General features: G+C 61.2%; 19 protein-coding genes and 1 pseudogene. 8 read left to right on the plus strand and 12 right to left on the minus strand.

The genetic code is table 11. From position 1 onward, the window contains the following. Positions 1–9 precede the first annotated feature (9 nt). The 8 genes from CF137_RS00320 to CF137_RS00355 form a co-directional block, all read right to left on the minus strand. Entirely contained in the window at positions 10–774 is a 765-nt protein-coding gene (locus tag CF137_RS00320) for a DUF2861 family protein (RefSeq protein ID WP_240038493.1), read from the minus strand. A 95-nt stretch (positions 775–869) separates the two neighbouring features. Beyond that, positions 870–1,517, minus strand: coding sequence for a response regulator transcription factor (locus CF137_RS00325; protein WP_139717135.1), 648 nt, complete (start codon positions 1,515–1,517; stop codon positions 870–872). Continuing rightward, entirely contained in the window at positions 1,514–2,896 is a 1,383-nt protein-coding gene (locus tag CF137_RS00330) for an ATP-binding protein (protein WP_139717137.1), read from the minus strand. Before CF137_RS00330 ends, CF137_RS00325 begins: the two co-directional genes overlap by 4 nt. Positions 2,897–3,216: 320 nt before the next feature. Continuing rightward, the gene (locus CF137_RS00335) at positions 3,217–4,836 is read right to left on the minus strand and encodes a polymer-forming cytoskeletal protein (RefSeq protein ID WP_139717139.1); all 1,620 of its coding nucleotides are present in this window, start codon (positions 4,834–4,836) and stop codon (positions 3,217–3,219) included. Continuing rightward, the gene (locus CF137_RS00340; protein ID WP_139717141.1) at positions 4,833–5,393 is read right to left on the minus strand and encodes a PilW family protein; all 561 of its coding nucleotides are present in this window, start codon (positions 5,391–5,393) and stop codon (positions 4,833–4,835) included. The genes CF137_RS00335 and CF137_RS00340 overlap by 4 nt, the downstream gene beginning before the upstream one ends. Further along, complete coding sequence (locus CF137_RS00345; protein ID WP_139717143.1) at positions 5,387–5,779, minus strand: type IV pilus modification PilV family protein; 393 nt, start codon at positions 5,777–5,779, stop codon at positions 5,387–5,389. Before CF137_RS00345 ends, CF137_RS00340 begins: the two co-directional genes overlap by 7 nt. After that, positions 5,776–6,195, minus strand: coding sequence for a GspH/FimT family pseudopilin (locus CF137_RS00350; RefSeq protein ID WP_139717146.1), 420 nt, complete (start codon positions 6,193–6,195; stop codon positions 5,776–5,778). The genes CF137_RS00345 and CF137_RS00350 overlap by 4 nt, the downstream gene beginning before the upstream one ends. 1 nt (position 6,196) lies before the next feature. Continuing rightward, positions 6,197–6,586, minus strand: a complete 390-nt coding sequence (locus tag CF137_RS00355; RefSeq protein WP_139690543.1) for a type IV pilin protein — start codon at positions 6,584–6,586, stop codon at positions 6,197–6,199. Between the two features lie 561 nt (positions 6,587–7,147). On the opposite strand from CF137_RS00355, the pseudogene CF137_RS22445 reads away from it, so the two are divergent. Continuing rightward, a pseudogene (locus tag CF137_RS22445) lies at positions 7,148–7,351 on the plus strand (hypothetical protein); the annotation flags it as partial. On the opposite strand, the gene CF137_RS00365 reads toward CF137_RS22445, so the two are convergent. Continuing rightward, entirely contained in the window at positions 7,344–9,524 is a 2,181-nt protein-coding gene (locus tag CF137_RS00365) for an AsmA family protein (RefSeq protein ID WP_139717148.1), read from the minus strand. The pseudogene CF137_RS22445 and the gene CF137_RS00365 overlap by 8 nt on opposite strands. Before the next feature lie 312 nt (positions 9,525–9,836). On the opposite strand from CF137_RS00365, the gene CF137_RS00370 reads away from it, so the two are divergent. Next, positions 9,837–11,381 carry a DNA-3-methyladenine glycosylase 2 gene (locus tag CF137_RS00370; protein ID WP_139717150.1) on the plus strand — a complete coding sequence of 515 codons (1,545 nt, stop codon included), beginning with the start codon at positions 9,837–9,839 and terminating at the stop codon, positions 11,379–11,381. Then, positions 11,378–11,851 (plus strand): methylated-DNA--[protein]-cysteine S-methyltransferase, encoded by a 474-nt coding sequence (locus CF137_RS00375; RefSeq protein WP_139717152.1) that lies wholly within the window; start codon positions 11,378–11,380, stop codon positions 11,849–11,851. Before CF137_RS00370 ends, CF137_RS00375 begins: the two co-directional genes overlap by 4 nt. Before the next feature lie 86 nt (positions 11,852–11,937). Here the strand turns inward: CF137_RS00375 and CF137_RS00380 are convergent, their stop codons facing one another. The 3 genes from CF137_RS00380 to CF137_RS00390 form a co-directional block, all read right to left on the minus strand. Further along, a complete protein-coding gene (locus tag CF137_RS00380) occupies positions 11,938–13,809 on the minus strand; it encodes a peptidase U32 family protein (protein WP_139717154.1) in 1,872 nt (623 codons plus the stop codon). A gap of 143 nt (positions 13,810–13,952) precedes the next feature. Then, complete coding sequence (locus CF137_RS00385) at positions 13,953–14,561, minus strand: LysE family translocator (protein WP_139717156.1); 609 nt, start codon at positions 14,559–14,561, stop codon at positions 13,953–13,955. Between the two features lie 127 nt (positions 14,562–14,688). Beyond that, positions 14,689–15,630: a LysR family transcriptional regulator gene (locus CF137_RS00390; protein ID WP_139717158.1), complete on the minus strand. Its 942-nt coding sequence runs from the start codon at positions 15,628–15,630 to the stop codon at positions 14,689–14,691. A 225-nt stretch (positions 15,631–15,855) separates the two neighbouring features. On the opposite strand from CF137_RS00390, the gene CF137_RS00395 reads away from it, so the two are divergent. The 5 genes from CF137_RS00395 (at position 15,856) to CF137_RS00415 (ending at position 21,385) form a co-directional block, all read left to right on the plus strand. Next, the gene (locus CF137_RS00395) at positions 15,856–16,944 is read left to right on the plus strand and encodes a ketoacyl-ACP synthase III (RefSeq protein ID WP_139717160.1); all 1,089 of its coding nucleotides are present in this window, start codon (positions 15,856–15,858) and stop codon (positions 16,942–16,944) included. A 275-nt stretch (positions 16,945–17,219) separates the two neighbouring features. Beyond that, positions 17,220–18,434 (plus strand): methyl-accepting chemotaxis protein, encoded by a 1,215-nt coding sequence (locus CF137_RS00400; protein ID WP_139717162.1) that lies wholly within the window; start codon positions 17,220–17,222, stop codon positions 18,432–18,434. A 9-nt stretch (positions 18,435–18,443) separates the two neighbouring features. After that, the gene (locus CF137_RS00405) at positions 18,444–18,812 is read left to right on the plus strand and encodes a response regulator (protein WP_068977849.1); all 369 of its coding nucleotides are present in this window, start codon (positions 18,444–18,446) and stop codon (positions 18,810–18,812) included. A gap of 13 nt (positions 18,813–18,825) precedes the next feature. After that, complete coding sequence (locus CF137_RS00410; RefSeq protein WP_139717165.1) at positions 18,826–19,152, plus strand: STAS domain-containing protein; 327 nt, start codon at positions 18,826–18,828, stop codon at positions 19,150–19,152. A 22-nt stretch (positions 19,153–19,174) separates the two neighbouring features. After that, positions 19,175–21,385: a chemotaxis protein CheA gene (locus CF137_RS00415; RefSeq protein ID WP_139717167.1), complete on the plus strand. Its 2,211-nt coding sequence runs from the start codon at positions 19,175–19,177 to the stop codon at positions 21,383–21,385. The last annotated feature ends 6 nt before the right edge of the window (positions 21,386–21,391 follow it).

A 21,391-nucleotide genomic window follows, 5' to 3' on the forward strand; every position in this document is an offset into this window, starting at 1 on the left:
CGATGGTCATTAGTCCACCGGCCCCGCCTGACTGTGGCTTAGCTGCAACACCAGCTGGCCGCGCTGGCTGGTCTGCACCAGCGAAAGAGTGCGCCAGCTGTCGGGGGTAACGGCAGGCCAGCTCACCGGCTCATCGGGCGCAATGCGGTGCCACCAGAGCAGGGAGTATTGCGGGCGGGCCAGCACCGCCTGATCGAGCCAGAGCGGCGTACAGGAAGCAGGGTTGGCGGGGGGATTGGCCACCGCTTGCGGCGAACGGGAGAGCCAGTCCAGATCCTGCACCGCAGGCAGCGGCAGCGCCACCTGCCAGCGCTTGCCCGCTACATCCAACTGCAACTGATAAAGCCCGGCTGGCAAAGGGGTCGGCAGATCGGCCCCCACGACCCTGACCCCTTTATTCCCTTCCGTCTCCCACTGGGCACCCGCCAGCCGGTTGCGACCAGCGGGATCGATAAGTTCAGCAGCGGTGATGGGCCCCTCCCCGGTCAGCTGCACCCGATAGTCCCGCAGCAGCGGCGCATCGCGCTGGATCAGCTCAAGCCGCAGCTCGCCCACCCCATCAGGCAGAGTGAGCGGGAAATCCTTGCCGCAGTGCTGGGCACTTAGCGCTGCCAGCATCCCCTGCCAGCTACGGCGCTCGGCATCGCTGTTGAGCGCAGGCCACGCCTGCTGCAAAGATTGCCAGCCGTGCAGGTTATCCCCCTGTAACAGCGCCAGGGTGGCTGGTTGCAGCGGGTCGGTGCGTTCGGTTTCCAGGAGGCGCTCGGTTGCCATCACGCTGCCTGCGCTCAGAAGGCCTATGTTCAGAAGGCATAAGTTCAGAAGGCCAACGCCCAGAGCCAACCGCAGCCCAGCCAGCGTTGCGCGCTTCACGCTGTCACCTCCAGCCGGTAGCCGATGCCGCGCACCGTCTCGATGGCCAGCCCCGGCAGCTTCTGGCGTAGTTGCAGAATATGGGTATCAACCGTGCGGGTGGAGGGAAACGCCTGATAGCCCCACACCCGATTGAGGATCTCCTCCCGGCTCAGCACCCGCCCCGCCATTCGCACCAGCAGGGTGAGCAGGGCAAACTCGGTGGGGGTAAAACTCACCTCCGTATCCTGCCAGCTCGCCTGCATCCGGGCGGGATGGAGCTGCAAACCGCCCACCACCTGAGTGCCATCCCCCAGCTGACGCAGCTGGGCACGGATCCGCGCCAGCAGCTCATCGTGGGAGAAGGGCTTGGTCAGGTAGTCGCGCGCCCCCGCATCGAGCCCGGCCACTCTATCGCTCACCTCCACCCGGGCGGTCAGCACGATCACCGGCAACGCCTTGCGCGCCAGCCACTGGGGCAGCCAGTCGAGGGCATCCCCCTCCGGCATGGTGCGATCAAGCAGCACCAGATCCGCCGCCAGCCACTGCTGCTCCGCCGCAGTCAGGGTGTCGCACCAGAGGCAACGATACCCCTCGCGGGTCAGATAGCGTTGCAGGTTCTCCGCCAGCAGCGCCTCGTCTTCGACAAGCAAGATGGTCTTCATGATTCGGTGTCGCTCCAGTGTTGGCAGGGCAGCGTCAGGGTGAAGGTGGTGGGCGGGCCGGATAGGGCGAGGCGCCCGCCAAGACGGCGCAGCAGATGGCGCACGATGGCAAGCCCCAGCCCCAAGCCATCGGCACGGGCACCGCGACGCAGCAGGGTGGCGAGCCGGTAACTCGGCAGCTCGCCACCATCGCTGACTGCGAGAATCAAGCGCCCCGCCTGCCAGCGGGCACTGACCCGAACCGGTACGCGGCCATGCTGGCTGGCGTTGCGCAGCAGATTGTCGAGGGCGAGATCGAGCCAGTAGAAGGGGAGCGCCAGAATCATCTCCCGCTCAAGGCAGAAGGTGGCGCCATGCCGCTCGCAGGCCAGCGTGAGCCACTCGGCCAGACTGACCGCCACCCGCTCATCCTCGAGGGTCTCTGCCGCCAGATAGTGGCGACTGGCCTGTGCCAGTTGATGCAGACGGGCGACACTGCCCAGCAACTGACCCACGCTCTGCTGGGCGGAAGGGGGCAGCCGGTCGAAATCGTGGCGCAGCTCCTCACTGATGCCGGAGAGCGCCATGATGGGAGTGCGCAACTCGTGAGTCAGCATCTGCAACGCGACGCGCCGCTCCCGCAGCAAGCGCCAGCGCTGCCAGCTGGCCCACCCCAGCAGCAGGATGAAACCAAACGAGCTGGCCAGCGCTAGCCACTGCCAATGCAGCGTGGGACGCTCGTTGAAGCAGAGCGCGCCGACCCGCTCCTGACAGGGGCCATCGACCCGGCTATCCAGCATCACGCCGAGCCGCTCGGCCAGCGGTTGCCACTGGCCGGTGCCATAGCGGCGCCACTGCCCATCGCCGAGCAGCCAGAGCTGGCCGGATTGCAGCAGCCAGCGCTCCCCCCGCAGCAGGGCGTCTAGGTTGTCATCATCAAGTTCGCCAAGCAGCCCCAGCTGATCGCGCCGCTCCCGCACATGGAGCAGATCGTCGAGCTCCACAGTCGGATAACGAGCCAGCCAGCGGGCCGCACTGGAGCCGCCCAGCGGATAGACGGGGTGAGCGGCAAACCAGCTGGTCGAGGGCGCAGCCCCTTGGCCGCACATCGCCCGCAGCAGTGGCAGCCACTCGGTGGGCAAGGCGTTATCTGTCCCGCACTCCTGCTGATAGCGATAGATGGCCTGCAACTGGCGCAGCGGATAGCGCTGCCAGCCGGGATGAAGGGAATCTGGAGCAATCAGGCGGCGGTCGAGCCGCTGTACCTCGTCAAGGGGAAGCGCCTGTTCCGGTGCCTGTTTGGCCAGCTCCCCAGCCAGGCGATCAGAGAGCGGCCCGGCCAACACGGGACAGGCCATGCCGTAGCAGATCAGGGAGCAGAGCAGCAGGATCAGGCGCATGGGTTCAATTCGGCATGACTCCGGATAGGGGAGGTGCAATAGATGGCGACGGCGCAATAGCGCGTGTCGCCCCAAGAAAAAATGTCAGCGCCATTCTTCAATGGCACTGACATCCGGTCAACCGCTAACGGCCTTGGCGCCGTTCCCGCTACATCATTTGAACCGTCACTCACGTCGAGCTGGCAGCTGGGTCTGCCCCTCGCCTTTGACCTGCAAGGCAGGTGCAAGGAGCTGAATATCATTGCTGCGGGCGATGCCGCTAGATCTGCACCGCAGACAGTCGGTCGCCCCGTTCGATCCTTGTTAGCGGCTCGCCAGCCTCACTGGACAAAGTGCCACTGACGCAACGCCAGCGTCGGGGCTGGCCCCTGATCCTCCCCCATGTCTGCCATGCCCAGCGCCTCGTCGTAGTGCACACCACCGGCACCGCTCTCGGTCAGATGCTTGGCGCGCACCGCACCATAGAGGCCACCACTGCCAGCGATCTTCATCTCGGTGAGCGGCGCATAGAGAGCGGCATAGAGCGGGGTATTGCCCGACAACTTGACCCCATCCTTACCGTTGTAAGCGGAATAGATGGAGATGGCCGGGTTGCCTGCAGGGGTCAGCCCCTGCTTGGCCGCCGTGACCTCGGCACCGGCCCCGAGATCGATCTTGCCGCTGACGATCAGGGTCAGGCTGCTGCCGGGCGCGACCGTTAACTGGTTGCTGCCGCCCATGGTGAAATCCTTGCCGATCAGCAGCACCACATCCCCCTTGATGGTGAGCGTGGCGTCCGACCCCATATTGAGGCTGTCGAGCTTGTAAACGGTCTGCTCTTTGCCAAACAGCTCCCCCTTGCCGGGCAGCGGTAGCCCGGGCTTGCTCTGGTTGCTGCTGGTCACCGAACCGGTGGCGGGATCCGTGGTCAGCACCATCTGCTGGGTCGCCCCCAGCGTCAGCGGGCCATTAGGCGGCAGATTGGCCAGCTTGGGGGATTTGGGCAGCGCCGCCACATTGAGCGGATCACACACCTGCCCCGCCACCGGTGGCAACTTGGGGTCAGTACGGTACAGGGGATCCAGATATTTCTGGTTTACCGGATCTTTAAAAAGGCCCGCGCCGCCATAACTGAGCTTGCCGCTGTCGATGCTGGTGCCCCAATCCATGGCAACATTGCCATTGACCGCCACCTGTCCACCGATGCGCCCCCCTTTCAGAGTCAAACTGCCGCCCCCTTTCACATTGCCGGAGACCCGGACAATCTTGTCCGAAGAGGGGGAGATAATGACATCGCTCCCGGCATTCACATTGCCGGAGATGGGGGAAGATCCGTTAAGCGTCACGGCCCCGGTCGCCCGCACATCTCCCCAAATTGGCGAATTGCCGTCGAGCACCACATTGGCCTTGTCGCTGACGGTCGCCACCTTGGCATTTTGGTTGATGTTGCTGCCGCCATATTTGCCCTTGCGCGAATCGTAACTGTCGATCAAACCGCTGCCGGAGAGGCTCAGCCCCTCGCACGCCACCACCGAATCCTGAAAGACCAGATTGCCGGGCTCGCGCTTGAGGGCAAACAGCGCGTTGAGACTGGAATTTCCCTCCAGATAGCGGCCATTGCTCTGCAACGCCAGCTTGCTGTCGGCGGAAGCATTAAGCTGATCGATGCTGAAGCGGCTGCCCGCTATGGCCCCTTCGCCCTTGCCCGGCACCTTTTGCACCAGTTGATCCCACGCGATGCGCGGTTCGGCGCCGAGCGCCTGATGCAGGGCGCGATAACTGTCGTTCATCCCCTGCTCGGCGCTCAGTTGTGCATTGATCTTCTTGTGAAAATTGCCGCTCAGGCGAGTCTGCAACTGGTTCTCCTGAATGCTGGTAAATACCAGCAGACTCGACAGCAGGCTCACCACCAACACCACCAGCAGCACGGCTCCCCGCTGCCCCTGCAATCCCTTGTTCATCGCGCACCTCCTGTAGTGGCGTTGGCACCGGATGTGGCCAGCGCTGCCGCCCAGACCGCCTTGCGGCGGGCCACCTGCACCTCTACCCCCGGCGCCAGATAGCTGGGCAGCCCTTCGGGCAAGATGCGGATATTGACCAGCGCACCCTGCTGGCCGAATTCAAGATCCTGAAGATCCGCCAGCAACAGGCGGGGGCCGTCCCCGTCATCACAACTGAGTACCGGCGGCGTGAAGCGGTATTGCTCGGTAAAATCGGCAGTTTTCTGGTTGCCAAGGCAGGAGAGCACCTTGCTGCCCCCCTCCACCTTGAAAGCCAACGTCAGGCGATCAGGGGTGACGGCAATCAGCTGATCCGCCTGCTTGATGCTGTTGGTAAAGGTGAGGGTGGCAAAGCGCAGCACCTCGTTCGCCTGCTCCAGCGCCTTGCTCTGCTCGACCGTGCTCTTGATCGGGGCGTAACCGGCAAAAATCGCCAGCATCAGCATCAGACCGAGCACCATGGAGATCATCAGCTCGACCAGACTGACGCCTCGCTGTCGGGAGGGGGCGCTCAGCATAGGGGCGGAAATCCTGCGTTCAACTCCACCCGCTTGGCACCGGAAACCCGCTCATCCTGCCATTCGATGGCGACCACAAAGTTGTCGCTATAGCGGTTGGGCAGCACCAGCCGGTGGCCATCCTGCAGGGTGAAACGCTGGAGAAAATCGGCCTGGGTGAACCGCTCCGGCTTGCGCTGCACCTCGCACAACGAACTCCAGATCTGCTCCACGCTGTTACTCGCCTCGATAGTGGCCAGCGTGCTTTGCAGGCTGTAGTGCGCCTGCTGCAATGAGACCACCTGCCCCTTGGCGAGACCGAGAAACACCATCACCGCCAGCACCATGGAGACCATGATCTCCACCAGATTGAAGCCCTGCTGGCGGGCAGGCGCGGCGTGTCTCATGAGCAGCTCCCTTGCAGCAGCTGGCCGCTCGGGGCCACACAGAGCACCCGTTGATCACCGAGGCGATTGGCCAGGGTGATCTCGGCGTGACTGCTGCTGCCGGTTGGTGCGATCTGGATGGGCTCAAACGGCTGGATCACCACACCGCCACCGGGCGCCGCCGCCTGACGCAGCAGCTGGCTGTCGGCCATCACCTCCCAGCCACCGTTTTCGGTGCCCTGCAGCACTACCGGCAGGGTCAGTTTGACCGCTTCGCTGCGGGCAAAACGGTAGGCGGAAGCAAGTTCGGTCACACTGCGATCGAGCCGCTCGGCCGCGAGGCGCTGGCTCATGGAGGGCACCCCGACCAGCAGCAAGATGGCGGCAATGCCGACCGTGATCATCAACTCAATCAGGGTAAATCCGCGCACGTTCATCTTATGATCCCCAGCAGTCATGACGATTGGCCGCGCGATAACCGGTTTGATCGAGGGTCAGAGTGCCGCACTCATCCTGTTGTCGCGTCGTTGGAATGGCTTTGAGCAGGTAGTCGCCAGCGTCTTGCTGGCTGTAGCTGAATTGGTAGAAATCTGTGTTGGAAGGGGTGGCAAACTTGTCGGGATAACGGCCCTGCTGGGTATAAATACGCTCGAGGGCGAGCGCCTGCTCCAGCAGTTGCTGCTGCGCGTCGTAGCGACGCCCCTGTTGCAGATAACCCTGATACGCAGGCAGCGCGATGGCCGCGAGAATACTGACAACCGTCATGGCGATCAGCAACTCGATCAGACTAAAGCCCCGGCAATGGGGCCATGCCGTACAGTCGCTCACTTATCATCCTTGGCAAGTGTTGTTGTTATTGGTCGGCCTTGGGCCGCGAAACAGTTAACTTAATAATCATAAAAAATTAACTGACTCGATTGAACAATACAACGCCACCTCACTCAACGACAAAAAGATAATTATGTGATCTGTTATTAGTTTTTAAGCAGTTTGCACCACAACTAATCTCGCCAAACAAATAAAGTTGAGCCAATAGTGCCCCCGACCCATCCGCTCTACACGCCCCTGCCGGAACCGCGCCAAATGGATAAAAGTGAGACGGAGAATGAGGAGGAGAGTGAGACTAAGAGTGAAACGAAATCGTGGAAAGAGAGACTGAAAAGAGAAAGTGAACAGAAAAATGCGGTCGATTTTTGCTATCCCAGTCCGTTTCTGGCGAGTCACGCCCCCCTTACTCTCTTGCCATCTATTCCAGCAAAGTATCCCGGCAAAACCGCCACGCCATGAATGCGAAGACAAGCCCAGAGCCGTCACCGGATGAGATGATCAACACCCTCAGCCGCGAACAGTGCCGCACGACTCGCCCGCAATGCCCGCTTCGATGACCACTTCTTTACTGGCGTGCTCTCGACCGGGCTCTACTGCCGACCTGAGCTGGCCACCGCCCCGCAGCCCGTGGCGACTGGCCTGCGCACACGGATGCTGGCGTGCTCTCGACCAGCAACTGACCCACGCGCTGCTGGGCGAAAGAGAGCTGCCGGTCGAAACCGTGGCACAGCTCCCGCCAGCCCATGCGAACCGTCACCTATTTGAACAGCCCCTTGAGCAGCTGATCGGCCACCCCTTTGATGGCCTCATTGTCGGCCTTGTCGCCGAGCAACTTCTTGAGACCGCGCTCGGCCTCCTTGCGCGCCTTCTCCTCCAGCAGCTTGTTGTTGCTGAGCAGCGCCTTCACGTCGAGCTGATAGCTGGGCGCCTGCCAGTGGCCACCGATCCGCACCGGAATGGTGATCTCTTGTAGTTCATCCAGATCCTTGCCCCCCTGCCCCTTGCTGCTCTCGACGATGGAGGTGAGAAACAGGAAGTCGAGGCTCTGTGGCACCAGCGCGGTCTGCCCTTCGCCCTTGACCCGCAAGGCCGGTGCAAAGAGCTGGATATCCTTGCTGCGGGCGATGCCATCGGCAAGCTGGAAGCTGGCGGTCAGGGCGCTGAAGTCGGTCTTGCGCGCCTCTTTCACCTTCTCGGCCCCCTTGCCGGTGAGGGTAGCCCGCGCCTCGCGGATCATCTCCGGCAAGTTGATGCCGTGCAGGGCACCGTCACTCAGTTTCAATGTGACTTTGCCCTGCATCCGGTTGCGCAGCGCCAGCGCAGAGAGACCACTCCCCTGCACCTGCACATCGAGATCACCCTTGCCCTCCAGCAGATCGCTGTGAGCCAGCGTCTGCAGCAAGGGACGAATGTTCATCCCGGCCACCTGCTTGTGCACCTGGTAGCTGGCTGGCTGCTGGCGTGCATCGAGTACACCGTTCGCCGTCACCTGCCCGCCCGCCACGGTTGCGTTGAACTGTTTGAGCGTGAGCAGCCCCTTGGCTAGCGCCACCTGCAAATCCACAGCGCCGAGATCCAGCCCTTTCAGGCGCAGGCTGCCGAGCTGCAAGCGGCCATCCAGATCCAGCCCCTTGAGCGCGCTCAGATCCGGCTCGACTGCGGACAGGGCTTCACTATTACCGGTTACCGCATTACCGGTTGCCGCTTTAGTGCCGCTTGCCACGGCGTTGGCGGCACTGGCCGCCGGTTTGCCCTCTTTCGCCGGTGCGGTCGTGGCCGGAGTCGGCTTGGCGAGCCAGCGGTCGAGATCCAGCTTCTCCCCCTTGAGATCGAAAGTGATCGCGGGAACAGCACCAAGCTGCACGGCGCCATCACCACTCAGCAGCGCCTCATCGGCACTCATCACCAGCTTGCTCAGGGTAATCAACTGCTTGCCGAGCTCGGCGCGGGCAAAACCGGCCAGTTTCAGCTTCATCTGCGGGCGCGGCAGCGCATCACCTTCCAGCGCGGCGGTCAGCACCACATCGGAGAGCTCTGCCAGCTTCAGCTCCTTGTCGAGCCGCCCCTTAAGCGTCCCTTCCAGTGAGCCAGCCAGCGCATCACCTTTGGCCCCCTTGAGCGCCAGAGTGAGGTTGCTCCACTCACCCAGGGCCAGTCGATCCCCCTTGATGGAGAAGCTATCAAGCCGCAGGGCTGGTGCACTCAGGCTACCGCTGAGGCTCAGATCTTTCAGTTCACTGGCCATCACCTCTTGCGCCAGCTTGATTTGGGTCTGCCCTGTCACGTCGAAAGCGAGCTTGTCGACACTCCCCTTGGCGACCAGCGTCACCGGAACCCACTGCCCCGTAATCAACTGCCCGATATCGAGATCGAGGCGATCCAGTCGCAGCGCGGTGCCATTGCGATCATCCTGCACCAATGCACTGGCCTGGGACAGCGCGACACCCTGCAAGCTGATCTGCCAGGGCTGACTCTCGCTAGCCGCAGCCGGTTCGGCAGCAGGCTGAGCTGGCTCGCTCGTTGCTGTCGCCGTTGAGGCAGCAGCGTCTTTGAGCAGGCCGCTCAGATTGGAGCTGCCATCAGCTTTGGTCTGGATAAAGAGATGGGCGCCACTCAAGGTCACCTTGCCGATCTCCAACCGATGGGAGAGCAGTGGTAACAGGGCCACCGATGCCTCCCCCTGCTCGAAGCGGACGAGATCCGGCTCGGCAAAACCGGCCGGATTGCGCAAAGCGACCTGCTCCAGCGAGAGGCCGAGACTCGGCCAGAAGCGCCAGTCAATCGCTCCCGTCATCACCAGCTCGCGGCCCGTGCTGTTACGCACCTGCTCTGCCAACTGGGGTTTGAATTGATTCGGGTCGATCAGACTGACCAGGGCGGCAATAGCAACCACGGCGGCGACCACCACTCCCAACACTATGTAGATGATCTTCTTCACAACAAGCTCCTTGAATGCGGATCCTGACAGTGACTATATCATCCGGGGCACACTGATGAGCGCGGCGATGAAAGCGGTACTCGTCAGTGGTGATGCGCGTTGGCAATGCGGTAGCAGTGGCTGCAGCCAGCCAACTCGATAGATCCGTTGCACATGACCTACCGAGCTGCCCTGCCAAATTACCCCGCCGAGCCACACAAGATAAACGGAAAGGGTGCGACCGATTTTTGCTATCCCTGTCCGTTTCTGGCTAGTCATAGCCCCCGCGCGCCCTTACTCTCTTGCCATCTATTCCAGCAAAGCCACCACGCCATGAATGCAGAGCCACGCCCAGAGTCGTCACCGGATGAGGTGATCAACACCCTCAGCCGCGAACAGTGCCACGCCGCGCGGCTCGCCCGCGATGCCCGCTTCGATGGCCGCTTTTTTACCGGTGTCATCTCGACCGGCATCTACTGCCGACCGGTCTGCCCGGCACGGCCACCGCACGAGCACAATGTGCGCTACTTCCAAAGCGCTGCAGCTGCCGAGCAACATGGCCTGCGCCCCTGCCTGCGCTGCCGACCCGAGCTGGCCCCCGCCGCCCGTGGCGATCTGCCGGTTGAACTGGCGCGCCTGCTGGCCCGCATCGATCGCGGCGAGCTGGCTGACGGCACGCTCGCCGAACTCGCTAAAGAGGCCGGGATAAGCGAACGCACCCTGCGCCGCCAGTTCGAGCAGCACCTTGGCGCCTCGCCAAAACAGGTGGAGCAGACACGCCGCCTGCTGCTGGCAAAAAGGCTGCTGACCGAAACCGGGCTGCCCATCACCGATATCGCGTTTGCCGCAGGTTTTGCCAGCATCCGCCGCTTCAACGACGCCTGGCTCAACGCCTACGGGCTGGCCCCGCGCACCCTGCGCCAACAAGAGGCACACGATGACGCGCCAGACCACATGGGCTCGGAGCCGCGTGGCGCAACCCTGACCCTGCAACTGCCCTATCGCCCCCCTTATGACGTGGCGGCCATGCTGGCGTTCTACCGGCTGCGGGCGATCCCGGGGCTGGAGCGGGTGGATGGTGAGGTATATGAGCGGCGCTACCGGATTGGCGATCAGGTCGCGCTGGTGCGCATCGCCCAGGGCAAGGGGCACAGCCTGCAGCTCACCGTCCATGATCTGCCGCTCGCTTCGCTGCCCGATCTGCTCTATCGGGTGCGCCGGATGTGGGATCTCGATGCCGATATGCAACGGATCGGCGATCTGCTCGGTCAGGATCCGCTGCTCGCCCGTTTGCAGGCGCGCTGGCCCGGCGTACGGCTGCCGGGTGGCTGGGACGAATACGAGGTGATGCTGCGCGCCATCGTCGGCCAGCAGGTATCGGTCAAGGGGGCCATCACCATACTCGGACGACTGGTGGCCCGCACCGAGGCGCAATTCGGGGTGGCGCAACTGCCGACCCCCGCCCAGTTGTGCGAACTCGATCTCGACGGCATCGGCATGCCCGGCAGCCGCATTCGCACCCTGCGGGGAGTGGCGCAGGCACTGGCCAGCGGCGAGCTGACCCTCACTACGGCCAGTGACGAGCAGTTGCTGGCGCTACCGGGCATAGGCCCCTGGACGGTCTCGTACTGGCGGCTGCGCTGCGCTCTGGATCCTGATGCTTTCCCCGCCTCCGATCTGGTACTGCAAAAGGCGCTCGGGGACGGCACCAAGCTACCGGTGAAGGAGGTGTTGGCGCAAAGCGCAGCCTGGCAACCGTGGCGCAGCTATGCGGCCAGCTGGCTGTGGCACGCCATGAGTGAAGCACCCAATTTGCTGTGCCACTCCACCGGCAACGAACAACCGCCAGATAACCAACAACAGGAGATAACCCCATGACCCGCTACGATATTCTGCCGACCCGCTGCGGCGACCTGCTGGTCGCCATCAATGAATCTGGTCTGGTGCATGTGGACTTTGTGGCGGGCCTGCGGGCGCTGCCCGATATGAGTGGCTGGCAGCAAGATCACGGGACGCTGGCCCCTTATCTCGCTGAATTTGATGCCTATTTTTCTGGTCGTTTGCAGCACTTCACTCTGCCCTTGGCCGCCCACGGCACCACCTTTCAGCAAGCGGTGTGGCAAGCGCTGTGCGACATCCCCTATGGCGAGACCCGCAGCTACAGCGATATTGCCCGCGCCATCGGCAAGCCGAATGCAGTGCGGGCAGTGGGCGCGGCGAATGGCCGCAATCCGCTCTCGATCATAGTCCCCTGCCATCGGGTGATCGGCCAAAACGGCAGCCTGACCGGCTATGCGGGGGGATTGGAGATTAAAAAAGCGCTGCTGGCGCTGGAAGGGGGCAATTAAAGGGAGGTTGGCAATTAAAGGAGGGTGGACAGAGAACCTGCGATAAAAAGTTGCCCCTTTTCCTGACGGAGAAAGGGGCAATTGGATCAGCGTTTCAGGCTGCCCATCACCTGCATTTCGCAGCGGTTGCAGTCAAAACGCAGGCGGAAGGTGTCTTTACCCATCTTGAGCTCCAGCGGCTCGGCCTTGAGACCGGGCACCTCTTTCGGGCAGAGGTTCTGGCTGTAGCGGATGCAGTGCTTGGTGATCATCAGCACCACTTCCCCCTCCTCCTTGTTCGCCTCATAGGCAGGAGCAATGCGCTCGACCCCATGCTCGCGGAAGAACTGCTCGGCCGCACTGTTCAGCACATTGCCAAGGTAAGAGAGGCGGTGCTGGGGATAGCTGATTTCCCGCAGGGCGATGCGTCGCTCCGGGCGCTGGTAGCTGGCCACACGCGCAGCCTCCAGCGCGGCGATGCCATCCCGGCGCAGCCCGTTAAGCTGTGATGCCGCGATGAATAGCGGGTGAGTGAATGCCAACTCAATCTTGCGCGCCACAAACAGGGTATTGCCGAGTTTGCCGAGCTGGTCGCGCGCCTGTTGCAACGCCCGCTCCGGATTGTCGGCCGGCTGCTTGTCGCACGGCAGGGTCACTTCGGCGCAGATGCCCTGCTCATCGGTAAGCGTGAGGCACAAGCCCTCATCACATTCAGAGAGCTGCATATCGACCCGAATACGGCGATCCGCACTCGCCTTCTCCAGCATCTTGCTGAACGCCTGATCATGGTTACGGTAGAGCTCGGTGCCTACTTTCAGCCCCGGCATGGATTCTGACAGGAGTAACAGCTTACTCTCTGCCTTCTCTTCGACCTTGTTGAGGCGCATCCCCACCAGCTCGTTATTCGGCTTGAAGAAGCCCAGACCGTCGCCGTTGTTGAGGGTCACCTGCTTGCCGTCGATCTCGATGCCATCCTTGGTCACCTTGGTGACACGCCCCAGCGGCTCACCCACATATTTCGGGCTCTTGGTGGAGTCGATACCTTGTTGGCGGCCATTGAGGAAGTAGTCGGTGCTGCCGCGGTTGAAGCTCTTTTTCGGATCCGGCTCGAAGCTGTAGCTGCAACGACCCGCCGAAGCGGCCACCAGATCGGAGCGGCGCTCAAGAATGGCGTCGAGCTTTTTGCGATACCAAGCGGTGACGTTCTTGACGTAATCCAGCCCCTTGAGGCGCCCTTCAATCTTGAACGAGCGGATCCCCGCGGCGATCAGCGCCTCCAGGTTGTCGGTCTGATCCATATCCTTGAGCGACAACAGGTGGCTGTCGGCCACCAGCACTTCACCGTCCGGCTTTTGCAGCGAGCAGGGCAGACGGCAGAGCTGGGCACACTCACCGCGGTTGGCACTGCGACCGGTACGGGCGTGGCTGATGTTGCACTGGCCGCTGTAGGAGACGCAGAGCGCGCCGTGAATAAAGAACTCCAGCTGCACATTGGTCGCCGCGCTGATCTCGCGGATCTGCTCGAGCGACAGTTCGCGCGCCAGCACCACCTGAGAGAAGCCCACATCCTGCAGAAACTTCACCTTCTCCGGCGTGCGGTTGTCAGTCTGGGTACTGGCATGGAGCGCAATCGGAGGCAAATCCAGCGCCAGCAGCCCCATATCCTGCACGATAAGCGCATCGGCACCCGCTTCGTAGATCTGGTGGGTCAGCCGTTGAGCCTGCTCCAGCTCGTGGTCGTGCAGCAAGGTGTTGAAGGCGACAAAGACCTGGGCACCGAAACGGTGGGCGTGGCGCGCCAGCGCTTCGATATCTTCGAGGGAGTTGCCCGCCGCACTGCGGGCACCAAAGGCAGGGCCGCCCATGTAGACGGCATCGGCGCCATGGTTGATGGCTTCGATGCCGTAGGCGAGGTTCTTGGCCGGAGCCAGCAGCTCCAACCGGTTGTTGTGGCTTAAAGGGTGCTTGTTCTGGTGCATGGTCTCGGGATCAGGGCGGACAGCAAATGGGCGCTACTCTAGCCCATTCACCACCCGCGTGCCTTGATCCCGCTTAAGGTATCCGCGAAATACAGGATTAGATAACCACCTTGGGTGCCAGCTGCAGATCGTCCACGAGAAGACTAAAGCACCACCTTCAAGGCCAATCCAAGTAGCACCAAGCCGCTTACCTTGTCGATCACGAAGGATTTGGCTTTGAGCCACGCCAGTACGGGACCACGAGAGAGCATCAGCGCCACCAGCACGTACCAGACGGCATCGATCCCGCCAGCGGTGAGCATCATGATTCCCCCTTCGCTCCAGCCGGTATCGGCCCGCACAAACTGGCTGAACAGGGCGATAAAGAACACCGCCAGCTGGGGATTGAGGAAGGCCACCATAAAGCCTTCAAAGGCCCCCTGCCGACCACGCAACTGGTGCACCTCTTCACTCGCTTCGCCACTGGCAGGCTTGGCCAGCAGGGCTTTCACCCCGAGCCAGGCAAGAAATGCGGCGCCGCCGTAGCGGATCAGATCAAACAGGAGCGGAGTCTGGGTGATCAAAATGGAGAGGCCGAGCGCCGTGACCAGCGCATAGATACCAACCCCGAGGCCATGACCGAGTGCAGTGGCGACACCATGCCCCTGCCCGCCCTGCACCGTGTTGCGGATGATCAGCGCCAGACTCGGCCCCGGGCTGATGGCGCCCATCACACAGATTGCGGCCAGAGCCAGCCAACTCGTCAGTTCCATGCTTTTCCTCTGTTGTGCTCGATATGATGACCTGCACTCAGGGTACGGGCTGAGCCATTATGCCAGTAGTGAAAGTTATGAATAGAACCCATAACCCATGGCTATAGCGCCACACAACTGACCGGGGCTAACCTGTGTGATCGAGCTGCTTGCGACTCTCGCCGACGGTGCGTTGCAGGTGATCCCGCAGGAAGGGGTAGGCCAGCTCGCGGAACCAGCGGTGGGCCGGATCCTGATGGTGGCGCTGGTGCCACAGCAGATGATACTGCTGGTCGCGGGTAGCAAATGGCAGATCGACAAAGGTGAGCCCATGACCGCAGGAGAGCTGCCAGGCGATATGGGCCGGGGTGGTCATCAGGCAATCGGTACGCAGCAACACCTCCACCGCCGCCTGAAAGAAGGGAACCCTGGCAAACCAGCGCCGACTTAGCCCCTGCGGCGCCAATACCTGCTCTACCGGGCTGTCCTTGTCGCCACCACCGCTCACCTGCAGGTGAGGCCAGGCGAGATAGTCATCGAGACTCAGCGCCTTGCCCGCCAATGGATGGTGGCTTCCCATCAGCACCGCCAGCCGATCTTCCCCCTGATGCAGTCCACGGATCTGATCCGGTACCTGCTCGGTGATGGTGGAGACCAGATCCAGCTCGGACTGCCACAGCTGCGGCAACTGACGCTTATCCCACAGGCTGTACTCCAGCGCCGCCAACGGCGCCTCTTTGGCGAGCGCGGCGCAGATATCGGGCAGAATATGCTGGGCCACATAATCAGAGGAAGCGAGCCGAAATACCCGCTCGCAGCGGCTCGGGTCAAACCCGGGCGCCTCGTAGAGCCGCTCCAGCGCCCCGAGAGAATCCGCCAGCTGGGCGGCCAGCAGCTCTGCCCGTGACGTCAGCAGCCAGCGTTGCCCCTCCCGTACCAGCAGCTCGTCGTCAAACTCGCAGCGCAACTGGGCAAGCTGCTTGCTGATGGAGGGTTGACTCAGGTGCAGCAGCTCGGCGGCGCGGCTGATATTGCGGGTCTCCAACAGCACCTTGAGGGTGGGTAGCAAGTTGAGATTGGCTCTGAGCAAGGGATACCCTCATCGGTGGAGAAACGACTATCTTAGGGCAGCCGAGGCCCGCGTTTTAAGCAAAATTTCCTGCCATGTTCAGCACGTTGCAGCCCTTTCGGGCCAGATGGCGCAGCCGCTCACCCTGCGCATAGCCATGACCACAAGATGACAGTGGTTGTCTCGTACGGCATAATTGCACGATTTTCCGCCCGCGGGCGATCCACTTTGAGAAGCGGTAACAAGATGAAATACGCCAATATCACCGGCTGGGGCAAATGCCTGCCTCCCTCCGTGCTGACCAACGATGACCTCAGCACCATCATGGATACATCAGACGAGTGGATCTATCCGCGTACCGGCATCAAGGCTCGCCGGATCTCCCACGTCAGCACTTCGGATCTCGCCACCCTGGCCAGTCGCCGGGCATTGGCCTGTGCCGGGCTGGATGCCACCGATATCGACTGCATCATACTGGCGACAGCAACCCCGGATACCCTCGCGCCCAACGCAGCCTCTGCGGTGCAGCAGAAACTGGGGGCCGTCAACTCCGCCGTGTTTGACCTCAATGCCGCCTGTACCGGATTTGTCTACGCCTTGTCAGTCGGCACATCCCTGGTACAAACTGGCATGATGAAGAAGGTACTGGTGATCGGTGCCGAGCGTCTGACTTACCTGCTGGACTGGACCCGCCGCGATACCGCAGTGCTGTTTGGTGATGGTGCGGGGGCAGTGGTGATCGAGGCGAGCGAGCAGGAGTGTGGCCTGATTGCCAACAAACTCGGCTGTGACAGCGAAGCTCGAGAGATCCTGCACGTACCGAACTTTGGTACCGATCGGGTGCGTTTTGCCGATATCGACGGTCTGTTTACCTTCAACTTTGAAGGCCAGGAGATATTCAAGCGCGCGGTGCGCGGGATGGGCGAGGCTACCACGAGCGCACTCACCCAGGCCGGTATAACCCCTGAGCAGATTGATCTCATCGTGCCCCATCAGGCCAATGTTCGCATCATTGAGACCCTGGCCAAGCGGATGAATGCCCCGATGGACAAGGTGATGGTCAACATCGAAAACTACGGCAACACCTCCGCCGCCACCGTCCCTATCGCCCTGTGCGAGGCGCTGGAGCAGGGCCGCGTCAAGCCGAACTCCTATCTGCTGACCGCTGCCTTCGGCGCAGGCCTGACCTGGGGCGCTGCCATCATCAAGTGGGGCGATCGCGTCACCCCCATCAACTCATGCGATGCCGAACTGCCCCCCTGCGACAAGAGTGCGCTGGAGCTGATTGCCCACGCCGTTGAAGGATGCAAGAAGGCCCACGCCAACCAGGCCTGATCCTCATCAGGAGCCTGAATCATCAGGCTCCTTCCCTCTCTTTCCTTGCCCGCCGCTCCCGTTCCTTACCCGCAGCTCTCGCCTCCCGCCATCCTCTTTGCCATCCCCCTATAGTGCTATCGCTGATGCAAACAAATCCGATTTGCAGCCAATTTATTTTTTTCCGCTAACCTTACTGAGACAACTATAAATAAAAGAGCTTCAAGAGACACCATGACTCTCGCAGTCCAGCTCCTTGACCTCTTACCAGATACTTGCACAGGGATAAGCTACGTATGGCACAACACAAAAGTGGCGTGAACACACCGCTTTGGGAACCGGTTTGCTGGATTTGCTGCATCGGGCTTGCTCTGCTGAGCTGCCTGTTGCTGCAACTCGCCGATGCGCTGTCACCTCTCTATCTGCTGCTCAATGTGCTGGTTGCCATCACAGCCGCCCTCTGGGCATCCAGCCACTTCCACCGGCACTTGCAACGAAACAGTGCCGAGCGGGAAGAACCCGCCACAACCAATACCCTCGCCCGCTCCATCGTCGGGCTCGAACAGGTGTGCGAGAAGGCACTGCCCATCTGGTCACAACAGATTGAAAACTCTCGCCAACAGACCGAAGCGGCGATGATCGATTTGACTCAACGCTTCAGCGGCTTGGCCAGCAAGCTGGAAGAGGCGGTCAATGCCTCCCATCTGGCCGCTGGTGAACTGGGTGATGCCAATTCCCGTGGCATGGCCGGGGTCTTGAGCGAGAGCCAGCAACAACTCAATGAGGTGGTTGCCATCCTGCACTCTGCCCAGGCAAACCGTGATGCCATGCTGGCCGAAATCAAGAGCCTGACCACCTACACCATAGAGCTCAACACCATGGCCATGGATGTGGCCAAAATCGCCTCCCAGACCAATCTGCTGGCTCTCAACGCTGCCATTGAAGCCGCTCGCGCTGGCGAAGCCGGTCGTGGCTTTGCCGTCGTTGCCGATGAGGTTCGCAACCTCTCGCGCCTCTCCAGCGAGACCGCCCAGAAGATGACCGAAAAGGTCGATACCATCAACACCGCTATCGGCCGTGCTTTCCAGATTGCCGAGAATGCGGCGGCTCGGGATCACGCCTCGGCGCTCAATTCGGAGCAGACCATAGAACAAGTGCTGACGCGTTTTCGCCATGCCACCGATAGCCTGGCGGAATCGGCGTCCCTGCTGCAAAACGAGAGCACGGAGATCCACCTCGAAATCTCCAATGTCATTGTCTCGCTGCAATTTCAAGACAGAGTCAGCCAGATCCTCAGCCACGTCAGACAAAACATGGAGAGCCTCTCCAACCACCTCGTTACTTCCGAGCAGAACAGCCAGACAGGGGGACCAATCCAGATCGATGCCAATCGCTGGCTGGCAGAGATGGAACTCTCATATGCCACTGATGAGCAGCGCAATATTCACCATGGTCGCACCACCCGTTCTGTCAAAGCGCAGCCAAGCAGCGCCGACATCACATTTTTCTAGGAGAGAGATATGGGCAAAACGATCCTGATCGTGGATGACTCGGCAACCATTCGCCAAGTCGTAGGCATGACCCTCAAGGGGGCTGGTTATGAAGTAATGGAGGCGAACGACGGCAAAGATGCGCTCAAGAAGCTTGATGGCAAGAAGATCAACCTGATCATCAGTGATGTCAACATGCCGAACATGGATGGCATCACCTTCGTCAAAGAGGCCAAAAAGCTGGCCAGCTACAAATTCACCCCCGTCATCATGCTGACTACCGAGTCGCAAGACAGCAAGAAGCAGGAAGGACAAGCCGCAGGAGCCAAAGCGTGGGTGGTCAAGCCCTTCCAGCCCGAGCAGATGCTGGCCGCCGTCGCCAAGCTCATCATGCCCTGATCCGGAGCGCATCATGCAACTACAGAATGAGCTGCTCGACAACAAGGTGGTGGTGACCATGCCGGACGAGATCACCATCTATACGGTCAGCGAGCTGAAAGATGCCCTCTCGCCCTTGCTGCATCAGGGGCGCGAACTGGAGCTGAATCTGGCCGCGGTATCCGAGATAGACAGCGCCGGGCTACAACTGCTGCTGGCGGCCAAGAAAACCGCACTACAGCAAGGTTCATCCCTGGCACTGATCTGGCACAGCAACGTTGTGCTGGAGCTGCTGGAGCTGTGCCAGCTCTCAGTCTTTTTTGGCGACCCCACCCTCATCACCCATGGCGAACGGCCTTGAGCCACCATGACAAGGAGTCACCGTGAGCATCGATCTTGATCAGGCTTTACACACCTATATCGCCGAGGCACGGGAGTTGCTCGAAGAGATGGAGTCAGCCCTGCTTTCACTGGAGGCTGACCCGGACAATAGCGAGCTGATAGGCGCCATCTTCCGCGCAGCCCATACCATCAAGGGTTCTGCTGGCCTGTTTGGTCTGCAGCCAATCGTCGGGTTTACCCACATCATCGAGGACCTGCTCGACCAGATCCGTAATCAGCAGCTCACCGTCACCTCCGTGTTGATCAAAGACTTGCTGGAAAGCTGCGACCACATCCAGATGCTGATCAGCGTCGTTGCAGAACAGGGCGATGCGCTGAGCGAAAACGATGCCAGTCAGGATGAACGGCTGAGGCTCGCCCTCACCCGTCATCAGTGCGTCCCCCATGCCACGCTGCCAGATAGGGTGCATACACCTGAACCCAAGATCGAAAAAGAGGGAGGCATTACCAGCTCCGCCTCCTTGTGGCATATCTCCCTGCGTTTTGGCCCCGACGTGCTGCGCAACGGCATGGATCCGGCCGCCTTTCTGCGTTATCTCGGCACACTCGGCACCATCTGCTCGATGGAGACCATCCATCAGGCGCTACCGGATTGGGAGCAGTTCGATCCGGAGAATTGCTACCTCGGCTACGAGATAGACTTCGACTCGCAGGCAGACAAGGCGGCCATCAGCGATGTTTTTGAATTTGTCAGAGATGACTGCCAGATCACCATCTTGCCGCCCCACAGCAAGATCGCCGAGTTCATCAACCTGATCGAGTCACTGCCGGAAGATAGCGCCATGCTGGGACAGTTGCTGGTCAACACCGGCGCCCTGACCGCAGAGGAGCTGGCCAATGGTCTGCAGGCACAGCAAGCAACCCCGCCAGAGCAAGCGCCCAAACTCGGGGAGATCCTGATTGCGCAGGGTGCAGTCAACGAAGCAGTGGTCGATGCCGCCCTGAAAAAACAGAACCAGACCAAGGAGAGCAAGAGCAAAGAGGGTCGTTACGTCAGGGTGCATGCCGACAAGCTGGATGACCTGATCAATCTGGTCGGGGAGCTGGTGGTAGCCAGTTCAGGGGCCAATCTGCTGGCCCAGCGCACCCGAGAGAGCCAGCTGCAGGAAGCCACCTCGGTCATCGCCATGCTGGTGGAAGAGATCCGTGACAGTGCGCTGCGCCTGCGCATGGTGCCTATCGGCGATACCTTCAACCGCTTCCAACGGGTGGTGCGCGATGTCAGTCAGGAGCTGAACAAGGATATCACGCTGGTGATCTCCGGAGCCGAGACCGAACTGGACAAGTCGGTGGTAGAGAAGATCGGTGACCCGCTGATGCATCTAGTCAGAAACTCGATGGATCACGGTATCGAATCGGCAGAACAACGGCTGCTGGCAGGCAAATCACCCCGCGGCACCCTGAATCTCAACGCCTATCACGACTCCAACAGTATCGTCATCGAAATTCGGGATGACGGTGCAGGTCTCAACAAAGTCAGGATCCAGCAAAAAGCCATCGAGCGCGGTCTGATCAGCACCACCACCACGCTGACGGATCAGGAGATATACAACCTGATCTTCGAGCCGGGGTTCTCCACCGCAGAGGCCGTCACCAACCTCTCCGGTCGCGGAGTAGGGATGGATGTCGTCAAACGCAACATAACTGCCCTGCGCGGCACGGTCGATCTGGACAGCATCCCGGGAAAAGGAACCCGCGTGCAGATCCGCCTGCCGCTTACCCTTGCCATCATCGACGGCTTCCTGGTGCGGGTCTGCGACACCCACTACGTCATTCCGCTCGATATGGTGATCGAGTGCGTGGAATTGACCCAGAGTGCACTGGCCGACACCCAGGGCCGTAATTACATCAATTTGCGTGGCGAGGTGCTGCCCTTTATCCGCCTGCAACACTACTTCGATACCAATGGCAGCAAGGGGCGGCGCGAGAACATTGTCGTGGTCAGCCATGCAGGCAAAAAATCCGGCCTGGTGGTGGATGAACTGCTGGGAGAATTCCAGACCGTCATCAAGCCGTTGGGAAAATTATTCCAGCGCCTGCAGGGCATCAGTGGTTCAACCATTCTGGGGGGAGGAGAGGTCGCCCTGATCCTCGACATTCCCTCGCTGATCCAGCACGCGATAACTCAAGAATCCAGTCAGCTCAACAGGTTGACCGTATCGCGCAACCTGCCTCAATCCAGCATCAACTGAGGGGAC

This window comes from Aeromonas sobria (assembly GCF_006243315.1).
GTDB classification, from domain to species: Bacteria; Pseudomonadota; Gammaproteobacteria; order Enterobacterales; family Aeromonadaceae; genus Aeromonas; species Aeromonas sobria_A.